Annotated in this window: 19 protein-coding genes; 8 read left to right on the forward strand and 11 right to left on the reverse strand. The window is 69.0% G+C overall.

Annotated elements, in window-relative coordinates; all coding sequences use genetic code 11:
* The first annotated feature begins 37 nt into the window (after window positions 1-37).
* From WKR98_RS19095 to WKR98_RS19110, 4 genes are all read left to right on the forward strand, one after another.
* On the forward strand, window positions 38-1,069 hold the full coding sequence (locus tag WKR98_RS19095) for a hemin-degrading factor (protein ID WP_124689152.1): 1,032 nt from the start codon (window positions 38-40) through the stop codon (window positions 1,067-1,069).
* Window positions 1,066-1,962 (forward strand): ChaN family lipoprotein, encoded by an 897-nt coding sequence (locus WKR98_RS19100; RefSeq protein WP_341434399.1) that lies wholly within the window; start codon window positions 1,066-1,068, stop codon window positions 1,960-1,962. The genes WKR98_RS19095 and WKR98_RS19100 overlap by 4 nt, the downstream gene beginning before the upstream one ends.
* A gap of 93 nt (window positions 1,963-2,055) precedes the next feature.
* A complete protein-coding gene (locus tag WKR98_RS19105; protein WP_341434400.1) occupies window positions 2,056-3,033 on the forward strand; it encodes a Gfo/Idh/MocA family oxidoreductase in 978 nt (325 codons plus the stop codon).
* A 124-nt stretch (window positions 3,034-3,157) separates the two neighbouring features.
* Window positions 3,158-3,523, forward strand: a complete 366-nt coding sequence (locus WKR98_RS19110; RefSeq protein WP_124689150.1) for a hypothetical protein — start codon at window positions 3,158-3,160, stop codon at window positions 3,521-3,523.
* A gap of 54 nt (window positions 3,524-3,577) precedes the next feature.
* On the opposite strand, the gene WKR98_RS19115 is transcribed toward WKR98_RS19110, so the two are convergent.
* The 9 genes from WKR98_RS19115 to WKR98_RS19155 form a co-directional block, all read right to left on the reverse strand.
* On the reverse strand, window positions 3,578-4,960 hold the full coding sequence (locus WKR98_RS19115; protein WP_341434401.1) for a heavy metal sensor histidine kinase: 1,383 nt from the start codon (window positions 4,958-4,960) through the stop codon (window positions 3,578-3,580).
* A complete protein-coding gene (locus tag WKR98_RS19120) occupies window positions 4,960-5,646 on the reverse strand; it encodes a heavy metal response regulator transcription factor (RefSeq protein WP_341434402.1) in 687 nt (228 codons plus the stop codon). The genes WKR98_RS19115 and WKR98_RS19120 overlap by 1 nt, the downstream gene beginning before the upstream one ends.
* Window positions 5,647-5,665: 19 nt before the next feature.
* Window positions 5,666-6,130, reverse strand: coding sequence for a DUF411 domain-containing protein (locus WKR98_RS19125; RefSeq protein ID WP_341434489.1), 465 nt, complete (start codon window positions 6,128-6,130; stop codon window positions 5,666-5,668).
* A gap of 15 nt (window positions 6,131-6,145) precedes the next feature.
* Window positions 6,146-7,075: a copper homeostasis membrane protein CopD gene (copD, locus tag WKR98_RS19130; RefSeq protein ID WP_341434403.1), complete on the reverse strand. Its 930-nt coding sequence runs from the start codon at window positions 7,073-7,075 to the stop codon at window positions 6,146-6,148.
* Between the two features lie 3 nt (window positions 7,076-7,078).
* Window positions 7,079-7,462 carry a copper homeostasis periplasmic binding protein CopC gene (copC, locus tag WKR98_RS19135; RefSeq protein WP_124689146.1) on the reverse strand — a complete coding sequence of 128 codons (384 nt, stop codon included), beginning with the start codon at window positions 7,460-7,462 and terminating at the stop codon, window positions 7,079-7,081.
* A 41-nt stretch (window positions 7,463-7,503) separates the two neighbouring features.
* Window positions 7,504-8,445: a copper resistance protein B gene (locus tag WKR98_RS19140; protein WP_341434404.1), complete on the reverse strand. Its 942-nt coding sequence runs from the start codon at window positions 8,443-8,445 to the stop codon at window positions 7,504-7,506.
* Window positions 8,446-8,455: 10 nt separating this feature from the next.
* A complete protein-coding gene (locus WKR98_RS19145) occupies window positions 8,456-10,165 on the reverse strand; it encodes a copper resistance system multicopper oxidase (RefSeq protein ID WP_341434405.1) in 1,710 nt (569 codons plus the stop codon).
* Between the two features lie 92 nt (window positions 10,166-10,257).
* Window positions 10,258-12,678: a heavy metal translocating P-type ATPase gene (locus WKR98_RS19150; RefSeq protein WP_341434406.1), complete on the reverse strand. Its 2,421-nt coding sequence runs from the start codon at window positions 12,676-12,678 to the stop codon at window positions 10,258-10,260.
* A gap of 96 nt (window positions 12,679-12,774) precedes the next feature.
* A complete protein-coding gene (locus WKR98_RS19155; RefSeq protein ID WP_341434407.1) occupies window positions 12,775-15,048 on the reverse strand; it encodes a DUF6351 family protein in 2,274 nt (757 codons plus the stop codon).
* Between the two features lie 107 nt (window positions 15,049-15,155).
* Between WKR98_RS19155 and WKR98_RS19160 the strand changes: the two genes are divergently transcribed.
* From WKR98_RS19160 to WKR98_RS19175, 4 genes are all read left to right on the forward strand, one after another.
* The gene (locus WKR98_RS19160; protein ID WP_238160376.1) at window positions 15,156-16,112 is read left to right on the forward strand and encodes a LysR family transcriptional regulator; all 957 of its coding nucleotides are present in this window, start codon (window positions 15,156-15,158) and stop codon (window positions 16,110-16,112) included.
* A 122-nt stretch (window positions 16,113-16,234) separates the two neighbouring features.
* Window positions 16,235-17,620, forward strand: a complete 1,386-nt coding sequence (locus WKR98_RS19165; protein ID WP_341434408.1) for an acyclic terpene utilization AtuA family protein — start codon at window positions 16,235-16,237, stop codon at window positions 17,618-17,620.
* Complete coding sequence (locus WKR98_RS19170) at window positions 17,617-17,970, forward strand: AtuA-related protein (protein WP_341434409.1); 354 nt, start codon at window positions 17,617-17,619, stop codon at window positions 17,968-17,970. The genes WKR98_RS19165 and WKR98_RS19170 overlap by 4 nt, the downstream gene beginning before the upstream one ends.
* The gene (locus tag WKR98_RS19175; protein ID WP_124689140.1) at window positions 17,967-18,935 is read left to right on the forward strand and encodes a Bug family tripartite tricarboxylate transporter substrate binding protein; all 969 of its coding nucleotides are present in this window, start codon (window positions 17,967-17,969) and stop codon (window positions 18,933-18,935) included. The genes WKR98_RS19170 and WKR98_RS19175 overlap by 4 nt, the downstream gene beginning before the upstream one ends.
* 31 nt (window positions 18,936-18,966) lie before the next feature.
* Here WKR98_RS19175 and ftsH read toward each other — a convergent pair whose 3' ends face one another.
* On the reverse strand, window positions 18,967-21,006 hold the full coding sequence (gene ftsH / locus WKR98_RS19180; RefSeq protein WP_124689139.1) for an ATP-dependent zinc metalloprotease FtsH: 2,040 nt from the start codon (window positions 21,004-21,006) through the stop codon (window positions 18,967-18,969).
* Window positions 21,003-21,959: a LysR family transcriptional regulator gene (locus WKR98_RS19185; RefSeq protein ID WP_124689138.1), complete on the reverse strand. Its 957-nt coding sequence runs from the start codon at window positions 21,957-21,959 to the stop codon at window positions 21,003-21,005. The genes ftsH and WKR98_RS19185 overlap by 4 nt, the downstream gene beginning before the upstream one ends.
* Between the last annotated feature and the right edge of the window lie 19 nt (window positions 21,960-21,978).

A 21,978-nucleotide genomic window follows, 5' to 3' on the forward strand; every position in this document is an offset into this window, starting at 1 on the left:
TTACGAACCCTTCCCCTTCGCATTCAAGGTTTCCGGCATGACAGCACCCCTCCTCTGGCAACGTTACCTGGCCCTCAAGGCCGAGCAGCCCAAGCTGCGCATGCGCGACGCGGCCGCCCGCATCGGCGCCAGCGAAGGCGAACTCGTCGCCGCCGACCCGTCCGCGACCCGGCTCAAGCCCGACTGGAGCGCGTTGCTGGGCGGACTGAAGGCGGCCGGGCCGCTGCTGGCGCTGACCCGCAACGAGGCCGCCGTCCACGAGAAGACCGGGGTCTACGACCACGTCCAGATCGAAGGCAGGATGGGGCTGGCCCTGAACCCCGAAATCGACCTGCGCCTGTTCCTGTCGCAGTGGCGGCACGCCTACGCCGTGGCCGGCGAGCGCCCCAGCCTGCAGGTGTTCGACCAGCAGGGCGAAGCGGTGCACAAGATCTACGTGGTCGAGGGCACTGACCGCGCCGCGTTCGAGGCCCTGCTGGCGGCGCAGGCCGACCGCGCGCAGGCCGTCACGCCGGAGCCGCGGCCCGCAACCGAGCGCAAGGCCGACCAGGACGTCGACGTCGAGGCCTTCCGCCAGGAATGGCGCGAACTGCGCGACACCCATGAATTCTTCGGCCTGCTGCGGCGGCATGGCGTCGAACGCACGCAGGCGCTGCGGCTGGCGCCGCCCGAGTTCGCGCAGCAGGTGGGCGTCGGCGCCGTGGATGCCGTGCTGAACTCGGCCGCCGGATCGGGCCTGTCCATCATGGTGTTCGTGGGCAATGCCGGATGCGTGCAGATCCACACCGGGCCGGTCCACCGCATCGCGCCCATGGGCCCCTGGCTGAACGTGCTGGACCCGGGCTTCAACCTGCACCTGCGCATGGACTTGTTCACCGAGGCCTGGCTGGTGCGCAAGCCTACCGTGGACGGCATCGTGACCTCGCTGGAATGCTATGACGCCGAGGGCTCGCTGATCGTGCAGTTCTTCGGCGAACGCAAGCCCGGCAAGCCCGAGCTGGCGGCGTGGACCGCGCTGGCCGACGGACTGGCCGCCATCGCGCCGGGCACGCCCCGGCCCGCGGCATGAGGGCCGGCGCCTGGACGCCGATGCGGCGCGGCCCTGGCGCCACGTCCGGCCTGCCGCTGGCCGCCGCCGCGGCCCTGCTGCTGGCCGGCTGCTCGTGGCTGCCCGGCAGCCGCGACGCCGCCGTCGCCTCGCTGGCGGCCGAGCTGCCGCGCCACGAGGTCGTGCTGCTGGGCGAGGTCCATGACAACGCCCAGGGCCATCGCCTGCGCCTGCAGGCGCTGACGCGCGCGGTGCGCGCGGGCTGGCGGCCGGCCATCGCGATGGAGCAGTTCGACCGCGAACGGCAGGCCGACCTGGACCGGGCCCTGCGCACCTGTACGACCGCCGACTGCGTGATCCAGGCCGCGGCTCCGGCCAAGACGGGCTGGGATTGGGCCCACTACCGCCCCGTGCTGGACCTGGCGCTGCGCGAGAAGCTGCCCGTGGTCGCAGCCAACCTGTCGCGCGCCGATGCCGGCACCGTCATGAAGCAAGGTCCCGGTGCCTTGTTCGATACCCATGAAGTGCGCCGGCTCGGCCTGCTCTCGCCCCCGCCCGACCTGCTGGCGGCGCAGCGCAAGGAAGTGGCCGAGGCCCATTGCGGCGCCCTGCCCCCGTCCATGCTGGGCGGCATGGCCATGGCCCAGCTCGCGCGCGATGCCGTGATGGCCGGCGCGATCGCCGGTGCCGCGCGCGTGCCCGGGGCTTCCGCCCGGCGGCCTGTCGTCCTGCTGGCCGGCAACGGCCATATCCGCCGCGACATCGGCGTGCCGCGCTGGCTCAAGCCCGGCACCATCCTGTCGGTGGGCTATACCGAGCGGCCCGCCACGCCCGGCGCCTACGACCGCGACATTGTGATCCCGCCTGCACCGCGCGAAGACCCTTGCAAGGCGTTCCAGGTACCCGGCCGCTAGTCCGGCGCGGGAGCGCCGCCTAGAATAGCGGGATCCCCTCGAACAATGGGCGCGGCCCTCGGCCGCGCGCCCTCATCACGGAGACCGCGTCCCATGTCTGCCCCCTCGTCCCCCATCCGTCTCTGCATCGCCGGCGAAGGCGCCATGGGCTCGACCCACGCGCGCATCTTCGCCGCCATGCCGGGCGTGAAGATCGTGGCCCTGGCAGCGGCCGACATGGCGCGCGGCCGCCAGTTGGCGGCGCAATACGGCATTCCCGATTGCGGCGACGACCTGGCCGCCGCACTGGCCCGTCCCGACGTGGACGCGGTGGTGCTGGCCACGCCCTCCGGCCTGCATGCCGAACACGCCGAGCTGGCCGCCCGCCTGGGCAAGCCCATGCTGATCGAGATTCCCGCCGCGCTGACCCTGGCCGACACCGAGCGCCTGGCGCGCGTGCAGGCCGAAACCGGCGTTCCCATGATGGTCGCGCACAGCCGCCGCTTCGCGCCACCGCACACCACCCTGCGCGAACGCATCCAGAGCGGCGATTTCACGCTGCACCACCTGGTCTGCGAAACCTATTTCTTCCGCCGCAACAACCTGAACATGTTCGGCGAGCCGCGCACCTGGGTCGACAGCCTGCTCTGGCACCACGCCTGCCACACCGTGGACCTGTTCTGCTGGCTGCTGGACGAATCGGAGTTCGACGTCTGGGGCCAGCGCGGCCCCGACCATCCCGAACTGGGCATCCCCATGGACGTCACGGTGGCCATGCGTTCGCGCAAGCGCGGCACGCTGCTGACCATGGCCATGTCGTTCAACAACAAGGGGCCCTTTGGCGGCTTCTACCGCTACATCGGCGAACAGGACACCTACCGCGCCTTCCGCGACGAACTGAGCGACAGCGACGGCAAGATCGTGGAGATGCCCGGCGCGCAGCCCGCCTTCGAGGCCCAGGACGCCGAGTTCATCGCCGCGCTGCGCGAAGGCCGGCCCAGCCGCTGCGACATCGCCTCGGTGCTGCCTGCGATGCGGGCGCTGGACGGCATCGACCGCGTCATGCGGGGCGAACCCACCGCCACGAGATGACCGACATGTAATTCGCCGGCCATCTTGCTGTCCGTGCCGGACTCCTAAAGTGAAGGCTCCTGTGCAAACCCACGCACAGCCAACCGGGCGCCCCCTGCGGCGCACGGTACTTTTGGAGATCGACATGTTGAACGGCAAAATGGTCATCCTCGTCGCGGCCCTGGCGGGCGGCGCCTCCCCGGCCTACGCCGCGGGTCCGGATATATCCAGCGCCGCACCGCGAACCGCCGCTCCCGCGCTGCTGGCCAGCGCGGACGGCTGGGCCTTCGTCAACGGCGAATGGGTCCGCCAGGACCACGCCTACGCCATGAAGGACGGCCGGGTGGTCCACACGGATACGCTGCCCCACCACGGGTCCATGAAGGGCAACAGCGCCGCTCCCAAGGCGCGGGACGCCACGCCCGGAGGCAACAACAAGTTCATCGCCTACGACGGCTGGGTGTTCGAGAACGGCGAATGGTCCCTACCCCCCAGCAACTACCGCCGGTAAGCACGGCGGCCCGGCCACGGACAAGCGGTCCTGTCCTTGGCCGGGCCGTCGTGGTCACCCTGCTTGCGACGAGTCCTTGGCCGGAAAGACCAGCGTGAACCGGGTCCGGCCGGAAACCGAGCTGGCGGTGATGTCGCCGCCGTGCGCCACCATGATGGCGCGCGTGATCGACAACCCCAGGCCCGAGCTTTCCGAGTCGGGCCGGGCCCTGGACTTGTCGCCGCGAAAGAAACGGTCGAACAGCGAGGGGATCAGTTCTGCCGGGATTTCCTTGCCATCGTTCTCGACCGCGATCGTGACGGCCTTGGCGTCGCTGGCGACCACCACGTCTATGGCCCCGCCCGGCGGAGTATGGCGCAAGGCGTTCGACAGCAGATTGCTCAGGGCGCGCCGCAGCATCAGCCGGTCGCCCATGATCCTGCCCCGGCCCGTCAACCGCAAGGCCACGGCCTTGTCCTCGGCCAGGGCCTCGTAGAACTCGAACAAGGCGCGGACCTCGTCCTGCACGGCAATGACGCCGGCGTCGGGCAAGGTGATGCCATGCTCCATCTTCGCCAGGTACAGCATGTCGGACACCATGCGCGACAGGCGCTGCAACTCCTCTTCGTTGGACGCGAGGATCTCGCGATACTTCCCGGCCTCGCGGGGCTGCGCGAGCACCACGTGGGTCTGCGTCAGCAGGTTCGTCAGCGGCGTGCGCAGATCGTGGGCCAGGTCGGACGAAAACTCCGACAGCCGGCGGAAATCATCCTGCAGCCGCGCCAGCATGGCGTTCAAGGTCACAGCCAGGTCGGCCATCTCCCGCGGCACGGCATCCACGGGCATGCGCTCGTCCAGCTTCTGCGCGGTCACGGCACGGGCCCGGGCGGCCATCGTGCGCAGCGGCGCCAGCCCGCTGCGGGCCGCCCACCAGCCGAATACGCCGCTTACGAGCGCGGACAGCAGCACGTACAGCACCAGGGAATGGAGGAAGCCGTGCATGAAGTGCGCGTGGATCTCGGTCGCCAGCCCGACGATGACCAGCATCTCGCCCCCCGCCCCGCCCACCGTGGCGCGCAGGCCCCGGTACTCGGCGCCGTCCTGGCGCCAGGTGAACGCCTCCTTCCCGGCCGGCAAGGCCTGCGCCGCGCTCAAGGCCTGCTGGAACACGAAGCCTTCCGTGGCATACAGGCTGCTTCCCTGCTCCGTCCGGACCAAGGCCACCAGCCCGGGATGGTTCTGGAGCGCCGCGCCCAGGCGCGCCGGCATCTCGGCGGGCGCGGCATCCCGGGCAATCTTGCGGACCAGGTTCGCCTTCTCCTCGAGCACGGCGAAATCCTCGTACGCGAAGTGCTGGTCCATCGAGATGGCGATCAAGGCCCCCAGTCCCAGCAGCACGGCGGCCGACGACAGCGAGAAGAAAGTCGTCAGCCGCGCGGTCAGGGAAAACGGACGCATCAGCCTATGTCCTCGGGTTCTTCGAAAACGTAGCCCATGCCCCGCACGGTCTGGATCAGCTTGGCATCGAACGCGTCGTCGATCTTGGCGCGCAGCCGCCGGACGGCGACGTCGATGACGTTGGTGTCGCTGTCGAAGTTCATGTCCCAGACCTGGGAGGCGATCAGCGAACGCGGCAGCACCTCGCCGCGCCGGCGCACGAACAGTTCCAGCAGCGCGAACTCCTTGCTCGTCAGGTTGATGCGCCGGCCGGCGCGCGTGGCCCGGCGGCGGACGAGATCCAGCACCAGGTCGCCGACCTGGATGCGGTCGGTGGCGATCTGTCCGCTGCCCCGGCGCAGCAGGGTCCGCACGCGGGCCAGCAGTTCGGAGAAGGCGAAGGGCTTGACCAGGTAGTCATCCGCGCCCAGCTCCAGGCCCTTGACGCGGTCGGCCACGCTGTCGCGCGCGGTCAGGAACAGGACGGGCACGTTGTTCTCGACGGCGCGCAGGGTCTGCAGGATGCGCCAGCCGTCCACGTCGGGCAGCATCACGTCCAGCACGATCAGGTCGTAGGATTCGCTCAACGCCCGGTACTGGCCGTCCAGGCCGTTGTCCGCCAGGTCGACCACGAAGCCGGCCTCGGTCAGCCCCTGCCGGAGATATTCTCCGGTCTTGGCCTCGTCTTCCACGACCAGTAGTTTCATGGCGGCGCCCCGTTACGGATCAGCGATAGGCCTGGTAGACGCTGGACCGCCCGCCGGCCCGCACGAGCAGGACGTCGTAGGCGGATTTGCGGCCGCCGTACTCAGGCCCGTCCATGCCCGGCGATCCCAGGGGCATGCCCGGTACGGCCAGGCCGATGGCCGACGGACGTTCGCGCAGCAGCCGCTTGATTTCCTTCGCCGGCACATGCCCCTCCAGCGCATAGCCGTCCACCACCGCCGCATGGCACGAGCCCTTGTCGTCCGGGATGCCCAGGCGGTGCCGCTCCACGGAGGGATCGTCGACGTCGTGGGCGACCACCTGGAATCCGTTGTCCCGCAGGTGCTTGATCCAATCCTTGCAGCATCCGCAAGTGGGTGTCTTCCAGACCTCCACGGTATTCGTCTTCTGCGCCCAGGCGCCCAGTGGAAGCAAGGCCGCCCCGATCAGGAGCGTACGGCGCGACAGGCTTGCGTGTTTGTGCATCATGCGTGGTTTCCTTCAAGATCCGGTGGGCGGGCCGAGCGTACCCAGCCACGCCACCAACAACAGAATGGCGGTCGCCGCACCGGCCTCCAGCGCCACGCTCCGGCGCAGCAGGGCCAGGGCGGCGCCGGGGCGCTCCGCGGCGATCGCCGCCTCCAGCCTGGGGGCAAGGCGGAACCGGTTCGCGGCCGCCAGGCCCAGCATCGTGGCGAACAGCCCCAGTTTGCCCAAAAAAAGCAGGCCGTAGGGGCTGGACAGCAGGCCGTCCACGGTCGGACCGACGATGAACCCGTAGTTGGCCACCCCCGTGAGCGTCAAGGCCGCGACGATGGCGGTGCCCAGGCCGGCGAAGCCCGCCAGCCCCCGGCTCAGCAGGCGAACCTGCCTGTCCGGGGCATCCGTGGACGACCAGGACATCCTCGCGAAAACGGCCAACGCGCCCACCCAGCCGGCCGCCGCGAGCAAGTGGACGACGTCGGCCCACAAGTGCACATAGCCCCGCACGCCGTCGTCCATCGCGCCATGCCCGCCCCAGGCCAGGCTGGCAAGCGCGACGAAGGCCCACCCGGCAACGGCCCGCAAGCCCGCGACGCGCCGGTGCCTCATTCTCAGGGCACACCACAGGGCCAGCAATAGCGCGCCTATCCGTATCGCCGCGGCCAGCCCCGCGTGCGTGCCGCCGACCACCATGGCGAGTATGGGAAATCGCAGTGCCATGAGAGATTCGGCGCCGCTCATGGACTGGGCAAGCAAGGCCAGGCTCAGCGCCGCAAGCAGGACGCCGAAGCCCGCGGCGGCGGCCGGCCAGGCGCCGAAGCCCAGGCCGGGTTGGCCGTCTTCCCATTCTCTTTGAAAGCTGTGCAGCAGGAATAGCGGCACGCCGCAAAGCAGCGCCAGGTCCAGGTACAGCGCGAAGCGGACGGCAACGCCCAGTCCGTCGGCCATCGCCTACTTCACGCTGAACGAGAAATTGCCGGTGATGGGGTGCGTATCCGACGAGACGGCCCGCCACTCCACCCGATAGGTGCCGGCCGCCAGGGGCTTGGCCGGGGTGATCAGCATCGTCTTGGGATCGGCGTCGCCCGAGACCCGGGCTTCGACCGGCATGGGCGCATGGGTCATGCCGGCCATGCCCGTCATGAGCAGCCTGGCGCCCGAGAACTGGGTGACCAGCGCCTCGGAGAAGCGCAGTTCTATCCTGGCGGGCGCCGTGGTCTCGGCCTTGGCCTCGGGGGTCGAGGACAATAGTTCGGGATGGGCCTGGGCCGCGGTGGCGGCAAGCAGCCCGGCCGTCAGGACGGCGGCGTTCAGGGCGGTGCGAGCGTTGGACATGATGGACCTTGAAACGGATGAAAAAGAAGAATGAAGGGGAATCAGAACCACATGCGCACGCCGACCACGAACCGGGTGTCGCTGCGGCGTTCTCCGTGCGACCGGGCATAGTCCGCGGTGGTCCCGTAGGTCCGGTTCCAGGTCACGCCTAGGTAAGGGGCGAATTCGCGGCGGATCTCGTATCGCAGGCGGACGCCCACTTCGGTACTCGACAGGCCGGACCCGATGCCCCGACCATGGTCGTTCTTCCCGAAGAAGTTGACCTCGGCGGCGGGCTGCAGGATGAGCCGGTTCGTGAAGAGGATGTCGTACTCGCCCTTCAGGCGCGCGGCGGTCTGCCCGTTCTCGCCGGCGAAGACCATGGCGGAGGCCTCGAAGTTGTAGAGCGCCATTCCCTGCAGGCCGAACGCGGCCCAGGTTTGCGACGAACCCGGCTTGAAGTCGTGGCGCACCCCACCCACGACGTCCCACCAGGGGCTGATGGCGCGGCCCCACAAGGCCTGGACCTCGGCCTCGTGAAGCTTGCCTCCCGAGCGCTCGCCTTCCGAACTGAGCCACAGGCGGTCGATGTCGCCGCCTATCCAGCCCTTGAAATCCCAGTTCAGCGCATTGCCGCCGCGGGCGTCCTGCCATTCCAGCCGGTCCACCAGGAACAGGGAATTGATGCCCTTGTCGTGCACGGCGTGGCCCGCCGTATCGAAGGCGGCGGCCTGGCGGTCGGCATCGGTCAGCTTGGGAATGGGCGTGCGGCTTTCCGTGGGCGCGGCCTCCATGCCCTGCATCGGCGCCTGGTCCATGCTTTGCATGGGAGCGTGATCCATGTTCTGCATGGTCGAGTGGTCCATGCCCTGCATCCGGGAGTGGTCCATGTGCGAATGGTCCATCCCTTGCATCTGGGCCCGCGCGGTCGACGTGCCAGCCAGAGTCAGGCCGATGAGCGCGGCGGCCAATGCCGGCGCGTTGCGATGAATCGAAAAAATCATGGCCGGCCCCTTATTCTTCCACCCGGACTTCACGGAACATGCCGGCTTCCATGTGATACAGGAGGTGGCAGTGATAGGCCCAACGCCCCAGGGCGTCGGCGGTCACGCGATAGCTGCGCCGCGACCCCGGCGGCATGTCGATGGTGTGCTTGCGGACAATGAAATTGCCGTTCTCGTCTTCGAGATCGCTCCATAGCCCATGCAGGTGGATGGGATGGGTCATCATGGTGTCGTTCACGAGCACGATCCTGACCCGCTCGCCGTACTTCAGCACCACGGGTTGCGAATCCGAGAACTTGATGCCGTCGAACGACCAGGCGAATTTCTCCATGTGGCCGGTCAGGTGCAGCTCTATCGTCCGGCCCGGCGCGCGTCCGTCGGGGTCCTCGAAGGTACTGCGCAGGTCGGCATAGGCCAGCACGCGGCGACCGTTGTCGCGCAGGCCCATGCCGGGGTCGTCCAGCTTGGGCGTGGGAGTCATCGTCTGCATGTCCACCAGGGGGTTGCCCGCTTCCGAGGCGGGATGGGACTGCATGCCGGACATGGCGCCATGATCCATGCCGGCCATGCTGCCATGATCCATCCCCGCCATGCCGCCATGGTCCATGCCCATGTCCTCCATGGCCAGAATCGGCCTGGGATCCAGGGCGGGAACCGGCGCCTGCGCGCCTTCGCGCACGGCCAGCGTACCGCGCGCATACCCGGTGCGGTCCATGGACTGCGCGAAGATGGTGTAGGCCTCGTCCGCGGCAGGCTCGACGATCACGTCGTAGGTCTCCGCCACGGCGATGCGGAACTCGTCCACCGCGACGGGCTTGACGTGCTGCCCGTCGGCCGCCACCACGGTCATCTTCAGGCCGGGAATGCGCACGTCGAAATAGGTCATGGCCGAGCCGTTGATGAAGCGCAGGCGGATGCGCTCGCCCGGCTTGAACAGCCCTGTCCAGCCGCCGTCCGGCGCCTGCCCGTTCAACAGATAGGTATAGGTGTACCCGCTGACGTCGGCGATGTCGGTCGGATTCATCCGCATTTCGGCCCACATCTTCCTGTCCGCGATCGTGGCCGACCAGCCCTTTTCCCGGACGTCACGGAAGAAATCGCCAACGGTGCGCTTGTGGAAGTTGTAGTAGTCGGACTGCTTCTTCAGCGTGCGCATGAGCCGCGCCGGATCCTCGTCGGTCCAGTCCGACAGCATCACGACGTATTCGCGGTCGTAGGCGAACGGTTCCGGCTCCCTGGCGTCGATGATCAGCGGTCCGTAGACGCCCGACTGCTCCTGGAATCCCGAATGGCTGTGGTACCAGTAGGTGCCGTTCTGGCGCACCTTGAAGGTGTAGACGTACATGCCGTCGGGCGCGATGCCTTCGAAGCTCAGCCCGGGCACCCCGTCCATGTTGGCGGGCAGCAGGATGCCGTGCCAGTGGATGGAGGTGGACGCCTTCAGCTTGTTGCGCACGCGCAAGGTGACAGTGTCGCCTTCGCGCCAGCGCAGCAGCGGCCCCGGTATGCCGCCGTTCACGGTCATTGCGGTGCGGGCGCTCCCGGTGAAATTCACCGACGTTTCGCCGATCTGCAGGTCGAACTCGGTGCCGGTCAGCACGTGGGGGGCGCCCGGCCCGATGGCCGCCCATACGGGCTTGCGCCAGAGTCCCAGCGCGCCCAGTGCGCCGCCCGCGGCCAGGGCGGTGACGAAGGTCCGCCTTGAAGTCTTGATGTGCATGCGATATCCGATGAATCCGGTCAGGCCGCCACTCTAGCCAGCGGCCCCCCACCCCAGCCTGACCCGAAGATTACGTTTGTGTAATGTTGGCTTCAGGCACGGCCCTTCCAGCGCCGCAGCAGCAAGGCGTTGGAGACCACGCTGACGCTGCTCAGCGCCATCGCCGCCCCGGCCAGCACCGGGCTGAGCAGGCCCAGGGCCGCCAGCGGCACGCCAACCACGTTGTAGATGAAGGCCCAGAACAGGTTCTGGCGGATCTTGGCGTAGGTGCGCCGGGAAATGTCGATCGCGTCCCCGACCAGGGCGGGATCGCCGCGCATCAGCGTGACGCCCGCGGCATGCATGGCCACGTCGGTACCGGTCGACATCGCGATCCCCACGTCGGCGGCCGCCAGCGCCGGCGCGTCGTTGATGCCGTCGCCCACCATCGCCACCACGTGGCCTTCGGCCCGCAGCGCGGCAATGGTTTCGGCCTTGTGCTCGGGCAGCACTTCCGCGCGCACGTCGTCCACGCCCAGCGCCTGGCCGATGGCGCGCGCCGCGCCGGCGTTGTCGCCGGTCAGCAGCACGCTGCGTATGCCTTGTTCGCGCAGCGATTGCAGCGCCGCCTCGGACGTCGGCTTGAGCGTATCGCCGAAGGCCAGCAGCCCCAGCAGCACGGGCTGGCCGCTCACGCTCGCCACCCACGACACGGTGCGGCCTTCGCCCTGGAGCGCCGCGGCGCGCTGCGCCAGCGGACCGATCTCGACCCCCAGCTCCTGCATGTAGCGGCCGCTGCCCAGCCGCAGCTCGCGGTCGTCCACCGACGCCGCCATGCCGCGCCCCGCCACCGCCCGCGCCTGGGTGGCGGCCGGCACGGTGATGCCCTCGCGGCGCGCCTCGGCCATGACGGCGCGCGCCAGCGGATGTTCGCTGCCCGCCTGCAGGGCCGCGCTGGCGGCCAGCAGGTCGCGGCGCTCGCCCTGCGCCGGTTCGGCGGCGACCAGTTCGGGCTTGCCTTCGGTCAGCGTGCCGGTCTTGTCGAACGCCACGACCTTGACGTTGTGCGCCACTTCCAGCGCCTCCGCGTCCTTGATCAGGATGCCATGGCGGGCCGCCACGCCGGTGCCGGCCATGATGGCCGTGGGCGTGGCCAGTCCCAGCGCGCACGGGCAGGCTATGACCAGGACCGCCACCGCATTCAGGATGGCCAGCTCCCAATCGCCGGTCGCGCCGCCCCAGGCCAGCAGGGTCACGGCGGCGATGGCCACGATCACCGGCACGAACACCTCGCTGACACGGTCTACCAGGCGCTGGATGGGCGCCTTCTTGGCCTGCGCCGACTCGACCAGCCGCACGATGCGGGCCAGCATGGACTCCGCGCCGACGGCGGTGGTGCGGACCACCAGCAGGCCTTCCGCGTTGACCGAGCCGCCCGTGACGCGGTCGCCGTGCTGCTTGTCCACCGGCAGGCTTTCGCCAGTGATGAGCGATTCGTCGATCTGGCTGGCGCCCTCGACCACTTCGCCATCCACCGGCACGCGCTCGCCCGGGCGCACCACGACGAGGTCGCCAGGGTGCACGGACGCGACCGGCACCTCGACCTCGCCGCCCTCGCGCCGCACGCGGGCCACCTCGGGCCGCAGGGCGTTCAGGGCGCGGATCGCCTCGGTGGTCTGCCGCTTGGCGCGGGTTTCCAGCCACTTGCCCAGCAGGACCAGCGTGATCACCACCGCCGAGGCCTCGAAATACAGATGCGTGGCCCCATGGGCGCCATGGCGCAGCAGTTGATAGACGCTCAGGCCGTAGGCGGCGCTGGTACCCAGCGCCACCAGCAGGTCCATGTTGCCGGTGCGTGCTTTCAAGGCCTTCCAGGCACCGCGGTAGAAACGCGCGCCCAGCCAGAACTGCACCGGCGTCGCCAGCGCCCATTGCACCCAGCCGTTGGGCATCCAATGGATGCCGAAAGGCATCAGCAGCATGGGCACGACCAGCGGCAGGGAAAGCGCCCCCGCCAGGGCGATCGGCCACCACGTCGGCAAGCCCGCGGTGGCCGCGTCGGCGACGGGCGCGGACTGCGCGGCAAGGCGCGCCTCGTAGCCGGCCTTCTCCACCGCGCCGATCAGCACCGCCGGATCGACCTTGGAGACCAGCGAGACCCGGGCGGTCTCGGTAGCGAGATTGACCTCGGCGCCGGCCACGCCCGGCACCCGGGCCAGGGCCTTCTCCACCCGCGACACGCACGAGGCGCAAGTCATTCCGCCTATGCTCAGGTCCACCGATCCGGCGGGGATCTCATAACCGGCCTTCTCGACCGCCGCGCGCAGCGTGGCGGCCTGCACCGGGGCATCGGCCTCGACCTCGGCCGTCTCGGTGGCCAGGTTGACGCTCGCGCGCCGCACGCCGGGCACCTGCGACAGGGCACGCTCGACCCGGCCGACGCACGAGGCGCAGGTCATGCCCTCGATGGGCAGGGTCCAGCTTACCGGGGCATCGCCCGGGCCGGCCGCTGCCGGCGTTGACTGTGCACTCATGGTTTCCTCGCGATACTGGGGGTAATGCTTCGCAGTATCAAGCTTCCCATGATGGCAAAGTCAAGCGCCGGATCCGGGGCCGGTAACCGGGCCGGTTCAGGCCCCCTCGCCCGCCGCCGACGCCGGTACCGGCCCCAGGGGCTTGCCGCCAGGCCCGTCCATGAAGCTCTGCCAGGGCTCGGGAACGGCCTGGCCGGCGCCCGGCTTGCTGTAGTCGCATACGCCCAGCGGAAACACCGCCTGCAGGCGCGTCCACTGCCCACCGCTGAAGGCCACCGCGAAATCGGCCCGCGCCAGCGGCTTGAGCGCGCACTTCATGATGTCGCTGGCCAGCCCTTCTCCCGCCGCGACGCGGGTATCGCGGAACACCGGCCACTCATCCACGCCGGGACTGTAGACCGCCGCCGCGCCCGAACCGGCCACGCTCGAGGCCGAGGTCGGATCGGCGCCGGTGTTGCAGTAGTCGGGATCGGTGCTCCACGTGGCCGCGTCGGCCCGCCAGCACGCGTCCACCGCGATGGCCGGCTTGTTGGCGATGATCTTCTCGCGCAGCGTCTTGCCGGAAGTATCGGCCTCGATCTTGCCCAGCCATTCGTTCATCGCGTCGAAGCGGCGCGCGGCGTAGTCGGGCGGCGTGGACTTGTAGCGCCAGATGACGTGGTTCGCGTAGTCGCCGTGTTCGCGCAGGATGCGGTTGCGGATCACGTAGCCGCGGAAATCGTAGTGCTCCTCCCGCACGTTGAAGCTGATGGACTGGATGATGGCCACCTCGCCCAGGCGCTGGCCGTGCACGACCCGGCCAGACCGGTGCGCGATTTCCGCCGCGCCGGGATCGGCCGCCATCCGCGCGGGCTGCCATTGGCCGTTGATGTCGTAGCCGCCCACCTGTTCGTTCAGCATCACGAACTGCTCGGGCGATATCTGGCCGCTGTTGACCGCCCGCAGGCCGTACAGGATGCCGATGTTGTCGATCGGGGTCTTGGCATAGCCGGTCGCATCCCGTGGACCGAACACCGCGATGTTGAAATCCTGCAGCGTGCAGCGGATGCCGGTGGTATTGCCGGGCGACCAGACGTTCCAGTGCGTCCCGCAGCCCGCGCCGCCCACGGTGGGATCGAGATAGAACGGCGTGCGTGAAGCCATGTTGGTGTTGGCCGGCCCTTCGCACACCTGATCGTAGACATGGCCGTTGACGTGGGCCTTTTCCATGATGGTGAACGGAAACCCGGCGGTCTTGCGCGCGTCGTAGAACCGCTTGAGCAGCCCGCAGTCGGCGAACTCCCTGCCGGTCGTCCAGGTGTCCTGCCACCCTTGCCCGGGAAGCAGCCCCTGCAGCAGGCCGGGATAGTTCGAGGCATGCAGATGCTGCTGGTGCGCGCCGCCGGAGTCGCCGTCGGCCATGGTGTAGCGGATCTCGCCGTAGTTCTCGGTGATGTATTCCTTGAGCATGATCACCGTTTCGGCCGACGTGATGTCATTGCAATGCGTGCCGTACTGGGTCATCTCGGACGATGCCACCATGAAGCCCCGGCTCAGGGCCACGTCGTCCAGCACGCTGCCCGGATTGCCCTGGGTGCGGCTGTATTCGCAACCCGACCCGAACTTCCAGTGCAGCTTGCCGTTCCAGGACGCAGGACGGGCATACGGCGTCCAGCCCTTGAGCGGGTCGGCCGGGTTGGCCAGGTAGGCGATGTCGTACTTGCCGCGGTTGACCACGCCGCGCTCGATGCGGACGATGTAGGGCACGGTCTTGCCTTCGTCGGTGGTGGCGCTGGCGATCTCCGACGAGGCCGGGGGATGGGCGGGATCGTAGACGGCGAACCGCCCGGCCGTGGTCCGGTACTGGTAGCGGAACACGGGCGCGGCGATATTGCACTGCTCGTCGAGCGGATCGCCCAGGTCGGGGTTGGTCGGCGTCGGCACCGCGACCTTGGTGGTGCATTCCCAAGAACCGACCTGGGCGCCGGAGATGACCGGCCCGCCATTCGGATGGTTGTTGATCGCGAGATGCGCCGTGGCGCCGTCGTCCGTCCGCGCCACCAGGGTATTGTCCCCCTCGGCCAGCCCCTCCACCCGCCCCATGTAGCGGCCGTTCTCGCGCACGGCGAATGCGCTGGTCACATCGCTGCCATTGAGCAGCATGCGGATCTGTTCGAAGCGCGTGGAGGAACCCTCGGGAACCTTGACTTCGACCAGCGCCTGCCCGCCGGACACGAGGTCGGCGCGGTTCCCCAGCACGGAAACCTGCAGGCTCGGCTCGCCTGGCGCCGTGGGGCCGCCATCGCCCGACGTTCCCCCGTCGCCACCGCCGCAACCCGCCAGCACCGCCGCCAGCGACATGCCGGTCAGCGCAAATGATGCCCTTTTCATTGGAGTCTCCTCATCATCGTTAGCGTTCTTGTGTCACCCACAGCGACCGGATAGTAAGATTTGCCAATCATCGAGGGCATCGCTTTTTTTTGATGGAGTGATCGAATATGCAGATAACCGATCTGAATCTCTCCACACGCCAGGTCCGCGCATTCACGGCCCTGGCCGAGCACAGGAACTTCACGCGCGCCGCCGAGCAATGTCATTTGTCCCAGTCGGCATTCAGCAGCCTGATCCGCACGCTGGAAGACTCGCTTGGCGTCCGGCTGTTCGATCGCGACACGCGCCGCGTCGAATTGACGCCCGAAGGCCGGTTGTTCCTGGGAGGCGCCACGCGCGTGCTGGCCAGCCTGCGCGACGCGCTCGAGGACCTGGGCGAGCACGCCACCGGCCGGCGCGGCCGCGCCGGCGTCGCCGCGCTGCCCTCGCTCGCGGCCGGCTGGATGCCCGGAGTGCTGGCGGCGTTCCACCAGGAATACCCAGGCATCCAGGTGGACGTCGCGGACGTCCTGTCCGAAAGCTGCATAGAATTCGTGCGCAGCGGCCGGGCCGACTTCGCCCTGGCCTCGATGCGCTCCGTCGGGCCGGACCTGCAGGCGGACCCGTTCTGCCGCGACGGCTTCTACCTCGTCTGCCGCAAGGACCACCCCTTGTCGCGCCGGCGGCGGCTCACGCTCCCGGCGCTCAGCGGCGAGCCCTTCATCCACCTGGCCCAGGACAGCAGCGTGCGCCAGCACATCGAGGCGGCCATCCATCCGGCCAAGATGAACGGCATGATGGAGCTGGACCAGTTGAGCACGGTGGCCGGCATGGTGCGGGCCGGCCTGGGGATCACCGTCGTGCCGGCGTTGACGCTGTTCCACTTCGACAGCGACGACCTGACCGCGCTGCCGGTCGAGACGCCGGGGCTGACGCGCGAGGTCTTCGTCATCCGGCGCCGCGACCGCAGCCTGTCCATAGGCGCCCAGGCGCTGCTTGCTTTCATGATGCAACGCCGGCCGCAGCCCGGGGAAAAGCGGGGAAGCCGGCGCGCGGCGGCGCCCGCGCGGGTGCGGAGCCGGTAATCGATTTTTTCCATCATTCATCCCAAATAATCCATTTCACGGAATACTCCAGGCGCCCCTATCGTGTCGCTCATCCTCGGGTCCCGATCCGGACCCGCCTCCACGACCATGACCGGGTGTGCATGCATTCATCTTCTACATCCGCCGCGCCGAGCCTGCACATCGGCGCCGGCGCGGGTTTTTCCGGAGACCGCTGGGATGCCGCCGTCCCCGTGGTCCGTACCCTGCTTGCGCACGACGGCCCTCGCGCCCTGATTTTCGAGACTCTGGCCGAACGCACCCTGGCGCTGGCGCAATTGCAGCGCAGGCAGGACCCGGACTCGGGCTGGGAGCCTTCCCTTGAGCATTTCGTTGCCCCCGTCCTGGCCGATTGCGTACGCGGCGGCATCCCCATCATCGGCAACTTCGGCGCGGCCAACCCCCGCGGCGCGGCGCGGCAACTGCAACGGCTGGCCTCATCCCTTGGCCTGCCCGCGCTGCGCGTGGCCATCGTCAACGGCGACGATCTGCTGACGGCGCTTACCGCCGACCAGATGCGCGCGCTGCTCGATCAATCTTCGATCGAACGCCCCCTGGTCAGCGCGAACGCCTACCTGGGCGCCCGTGAAATCGCCGCGGCGCTGCGAGCCGGCGCGCAGGTGGTGGTGACCGGCAGGGTCGCGGATCCCGCGCTGGCGCTCGGCCCCATGCTCGCCCATTTCGACTGGCCCGAAGACGATTGGGATCGTCTGGCCGCGGGCACCATGGCCGGACACATCCTCGAATGCGGCGGACAGGTATGCGGCGGCTATTTCGCCGATCCCGGCTTCAAGGACGTGCCCGATCTGGCCGAACTCGGTTTTCCCATCATCGAGATGCACGAGGACGGACGCTTCGTCGTCACGAAGGCCGCGCACACCGGCGGCTGCGTGGATCGCCGGACCGTCGTCGAGCAATTGCTGTACGAGATCCACGACCCCGGCGCCTATCTGACGCCCGACGTGGTGGCCGACATCACCAAGGCCGAGGTGCGCGAGATCGGCGCCGACCGGGTGGAAATCACCGGCGTGCGGGGCCACGCGCGGCCCGCCACCCTCAAGGCCACGCTTTGCTACGAGGGCCCGTGGCTGGCGGAAGGAGAAATCTCCTATGCCGGCCCCAATGCGGCGGCGCGCGCCGCGCTGGCGGCCGACGTCGTGTGCAAGCGCCTGCAGGCGCTGGGCCTGGGTGACTTGAAGATGCGCGCCGATTTCATCGGCGTTGCCAGCGTGTTCGGCGACGACAACGGCCGCTGGACGGCGGCTGCAGACGTCCTGGCATCCCCGGCGCAAGACCTGAGGCTGCGCATCGCCGCGGCGGCGGCTTCACGGCGGGATGCCGAGCGCGTCGCGCGCGAAGTGCTGGCGCTCTACACCTGCGGGCCGGCCGGCGGCGGCGGCGTACGCACGACCGTCACGCCCAGGCTGGCCAGCGGTTCATGCCTGGTGCCGCGCGAGTGGCTGGCACCGACCTGGGAGTTCGCCGCATGACGAGCACCACGCCCCCCCGCACCCTTCCCCTGCACAGACTGGCCCACGCCCGCACCGGCGACAAAGGCAATCGCGCCTCCATCAGCGTCATCGCCTACGATCCCGCCCACTGGCCGCTGCTGGTCGAGCAGGTCACCGAGGCCCGCGTGGCCCGCCTCTTCGCTTCGCGCTCGCCCACTCAGGTCAAGCGCTACCTGCTGCCGCGCCTGGCGGCCATGAACTTCGTGCTGGACGATGTGCTCGACGGCGGCGTCAACGATTCGCTGAACCTCGACACGCACGGGAAGACGCTTTCCAGCCTGCTATTGACGCTTCCCATTTCCATCGACAATAAGGAGGAGACATCATGAACACCCATCGCCGCCGGCACCTTGCCACGCTCGGCCTCGCGCTACTGGGCGCCTGGGGCACGAGCGCCCAGGCCTTTCCCGACAAACCCATCACCTTCGTCGTACCCTTCGCCGCCGCCAGCGCCACCGACCAGATCGCGCGGGCGCTCGGCCAGGCCGTTTCGGAAGCAAGCGGACAGCCGGTGGTGATCGAGAACAAGCCGGGCGCCAACTCCTTCATCGGCGCCCAGGCCGTGGCCCGCGCCAAGAATGACGGCTACACGGTGCTGATCACGACCAACACCACCCATGCGGCCAACGAGCACCTGTTCAAGAAACTGCCCTACGACCCCGTCAAGGACTTCGAACCGGTGACGCTGCTCGGCAAAGGCGGGCAGATCATGGTCGTGCCGCCCAGCCTGCCCGTCAAGGACGTGAAGGAGTTCATCGCGCTGGCGAAGGCCCAGGCCGGCAAGCTATCGTTCGGCTTCGGAAGCTCGTCCAGCCGGGTGGCCGGAGAACTCTTCAAGCAATTGACGGGCACGGAAATCGTGTCGGTGCCCTACCGCAGCAACCCCATGGGCATCACCGACCTGCTGGGCGGGCAGATCCAGGTCATGTGGACCGACATGACGACCGGCCTGCCCCAGGTCAAGAGCGGCAACCTGAAAGCGCTCGGCGTCACAACCTCCACGCGCAGCCCGCTCGCGCCCGACGTGCCGACCATCGCGGAATCGGGCGTGCCCGGCTACGAGTCGACCTACTGGTTCGCGGCCTACGTGCCCGCCGGCACGTCCGAGGCGATCGTGAACCGCCTGAACCAGTTGCTGGTGACCGCGGCCAAGACGCCGACGGCGGCGAAGTTCTACGGCCCTACCGGCACCGAGCGGGTGACCAGCACGCCCGACGAACTGCGCCGCTTCCAGGCCGCCGAATCGCAGAAGTGGGCGCAGATCATCGCCAAGGCGGGCATCCAGAAGGAGTGATGCACGCGCGCGTCGGACTCGGCTGCCGCCTTTACAACAGCGGCAGCTTGTCCTCGTCGTCCCGCGGCCGGATCCCTTCGGGCAGCTCGTTGAGCCGCGGCGCGGGCGGCAGGCCCGTCGCCTCCAGGATCTCTTTCTCGTCCAGCGTCTCGCGCTCCAGCAGCGCCCGCACCAGCGCGTCCAGCTGGCCGCGATGCTCGCGCAGCAGGCCCAGCGCGCGATCGTGGCAGCCGTGGATGATTTTCTGCACCTCGTCGTCCACGGCGCGGGCCGTTTCCTCGCTGTATGGCAGGCTGCTGCCCGCGCCGCCCAGATAGGGGTTCTGGCGCGGCGCCAGTTGCACCATGCCGAGCCGGTCGCTCATGCCCCAGCGCATGACCATGTTGCGCGCCAGGTTCGACGCCTGCTCGATGTCGCTCTCGGCGCCGGTGGTGCGGGTGCCGTAGACCACTTCCTCGGCCGCCCTGCCGCCCAGCATGCCCACGATGCGCGCCAGCAGATAGGCTTCGGGATAGTTGTAGCGGTCGGTTTGCGGACGCTGGTAGGTCACGCCCAGGGCCTGGCCGCGCGGCACGATGGTGACCCGGTGCACCGGGTCGGCGCCCGGCACCAGCAGCCCCAGGATGGCGTGGCCGCCCTCGTGGTAGGCGATCCGTTCGCGGTCCGCGTGGCTCAGGATCAGCGGCCGCTCGGGGCCCAGCACGATCTTCTCGAGCGCATCGTTGAAGTCCTTCTTGTGCACCTGGTCCTGGTCGCGGCGGGCCGCCAGCAGGGCCGCCTCGTTCACCAGGTTCTTCAGGTCGGCGCCCGACAGGCCCGGCGTGGTCGAGGCCAGCTCCGGCAGGTCCACGTCTCCGGCCAGCGGTGTCTTGCGCGTATGGACCTTCAGGATGGCCTCGCGGCCGTTCTTGTCCGGCAGGTTGACCACCACGCGCCGGTCGAAGCGGCCCGGCCGCAGCAAGGCCTTGTCCAGTACGTCGGGCTGGTTGGTGGCGGCCAGCACGATGACGCCCTCGCGCCCCGAGAACCCGTCCATCTCGGTCAGGATCTGGTTCAGGGTCTGTTCCTGCTCGCTGGAGCCGCCTATCGCGACCTGGCCGCGCGCGCGGCCGATGGAGTCGATCTCGTCGATGAAGATGATGGACGGCCCCTGCTCGCGCGCCTGCTTGAACAGGTCACGCACCCGCGCCGCGCCCACGCCCACGATCATCTCGACGAACTCGGCCGCGCTCATGGAGAAGAACGGCACGCCGGCCTCGCCCGCCACGGCCTTGGCCAGCAGCGTCTTGCCGGTACCCGGCGCCCCCACCAGCAGCACGCCCTTGGGGGCCGAGCCGCCCAGGCGCGTGTACTTGGCCGGGTTCTTCAGGAAGTCGACCACCTCGACCAGTTCGTTCTCGGCCTCGTCGATGCCGGCCACGTCCTCGAAGGTGACTTTTTCGCCGCCCTCCAGGTCGTAGCGGCGCGCCTTGCTCTTGCCCAGCCCGAACATGCTGCCGCCCATGCCGCCCTGCCGCGCGGCGCGCCGGTACAGCCAGACGTAGAACGCGATGATGAAGATGGCCGGCCCGAAACCGAAGATCAGCGTGGTCAGCCAGTTGCCGCTCTGGATGGGCTCGGCGCTGATCTCCACCTTGTGCTCGATCAGGAATTGCTCGAAGCCCGGCCCCACGAATACCGGCAGCGTGCTTTCGAAGGTCGTGGACGTGCGCGGCTGCTGAGCCCGCGCGCCGGCCTTGGCCGGCGCCTCGGCGGCGGCCGTGGGCCAGGTGACGGCCTTGACGAAGCGGCCTTCGATGCGCTCGCCCTGGCTGTAGATGGCGGTGACGTTGCCCTTGGCCACCTCTTCCTTGAAGACCGTGTACGGCACGGTGATGGGCGCGTCGGCGCCGCCGCCCGACAGGTAGCGCGCCAGGAAGTAGTTGACCAGCAGTACCGCCAGGAAGATCAGCCACATCCGGCGCGGCGGCATGGACATCTGGCCGCCCGCGCCGCGGCCGTCGGGCCGTCCGCCCTTGCCTGCGGCGCTGTTCGCGGGTTTCTTCGGCTCTTGCTGGCTCGGCCACTTCATGGCGTCCCCTCCCTGTGTCGATCGGCTGCCGCCAAGCATACTCCTCCGGTACGGTTTTCCCTGCGTGCGCGCGCCTGGGCAACGATCACGTCGCGAAAGGCCTGCACCGCGGGCGCGGCCGGCTGTCCACGGCGCCAGATCAGGCCGACCTGCCGCCCCAGCACGGGCTCGACCAGGTCCACGCTGGCCAGGCCCTGGCCCGCCGAACCGGACAACGCGTGCTTGGGCACCGCGCCCACGCCCACCCCGGCCTGGATCAGGCTGAGCAGCGCCGGCACGTGCAGCACTTCACCTATCCATTTGGGGCGCGCGGCCAGATGGGCCAGCCCCTGGTCGATCAGCAGGCGGTTGCCGCCGCCGGCGGCCAGCCCGATGCATTCCACGTCGGCCAGTTCCTTCCAGCGCACGCGCCGGCGCCGGGCCAGCGGATGATCCGGCCGGCAGGCCAGGACGAAAGGCTCGCTCGCCAGTTCCTCGAACTCCAGGTCGGGTTCGCGCGTGCCAAGGTAGCTGATGCCGAAATCGGCGTCCGAGCGCGAGACCGACAACAGCACGTCGGGCGCCGGCTGGTCCAGCACCCGCAGCCGGATGCGCGGAAAACGGGCGTGGAAAATGCTGGCGGCCCGCGCGACGAAGTTGTCCACGGCCGACGGGATGCATGCCACCGTGACCAGTCCGCGTATGCGTTCCGACAATTCGGTCATGCCCAGCAGCGCGCCCTCGAGTTCGGACAGCACGTGCTGGGCGCGCGGCAGGAACGACCGGCCCATGGCGTTGAGTTCGACCTTGCGGGTACTGCGCTCGAACAGCCGCATGCCCAGCGCCTGTTCCAGCTTGTCGACCCGGCGCGACAGCGCCGGCTGGGACACGTGCAGGGCCTGCGCCGCGGCGCGGAAGCTGGCCAGCTGCGCCACCGTCACGAAGGCTCGCAGGTCCGACAGATCGAAATTCATACGATTACCGTATCAATTG

This window comes from Pigmentiphaga sp. YJ18, from assembly GCF_038066655.1.
Classification (GTDB): domain Bacteria; phylum Pseudomonadota; class Gammaproteobacteria; order Burkholderiales; family Burkholderiaceae_B; genus Pigmentiphaga.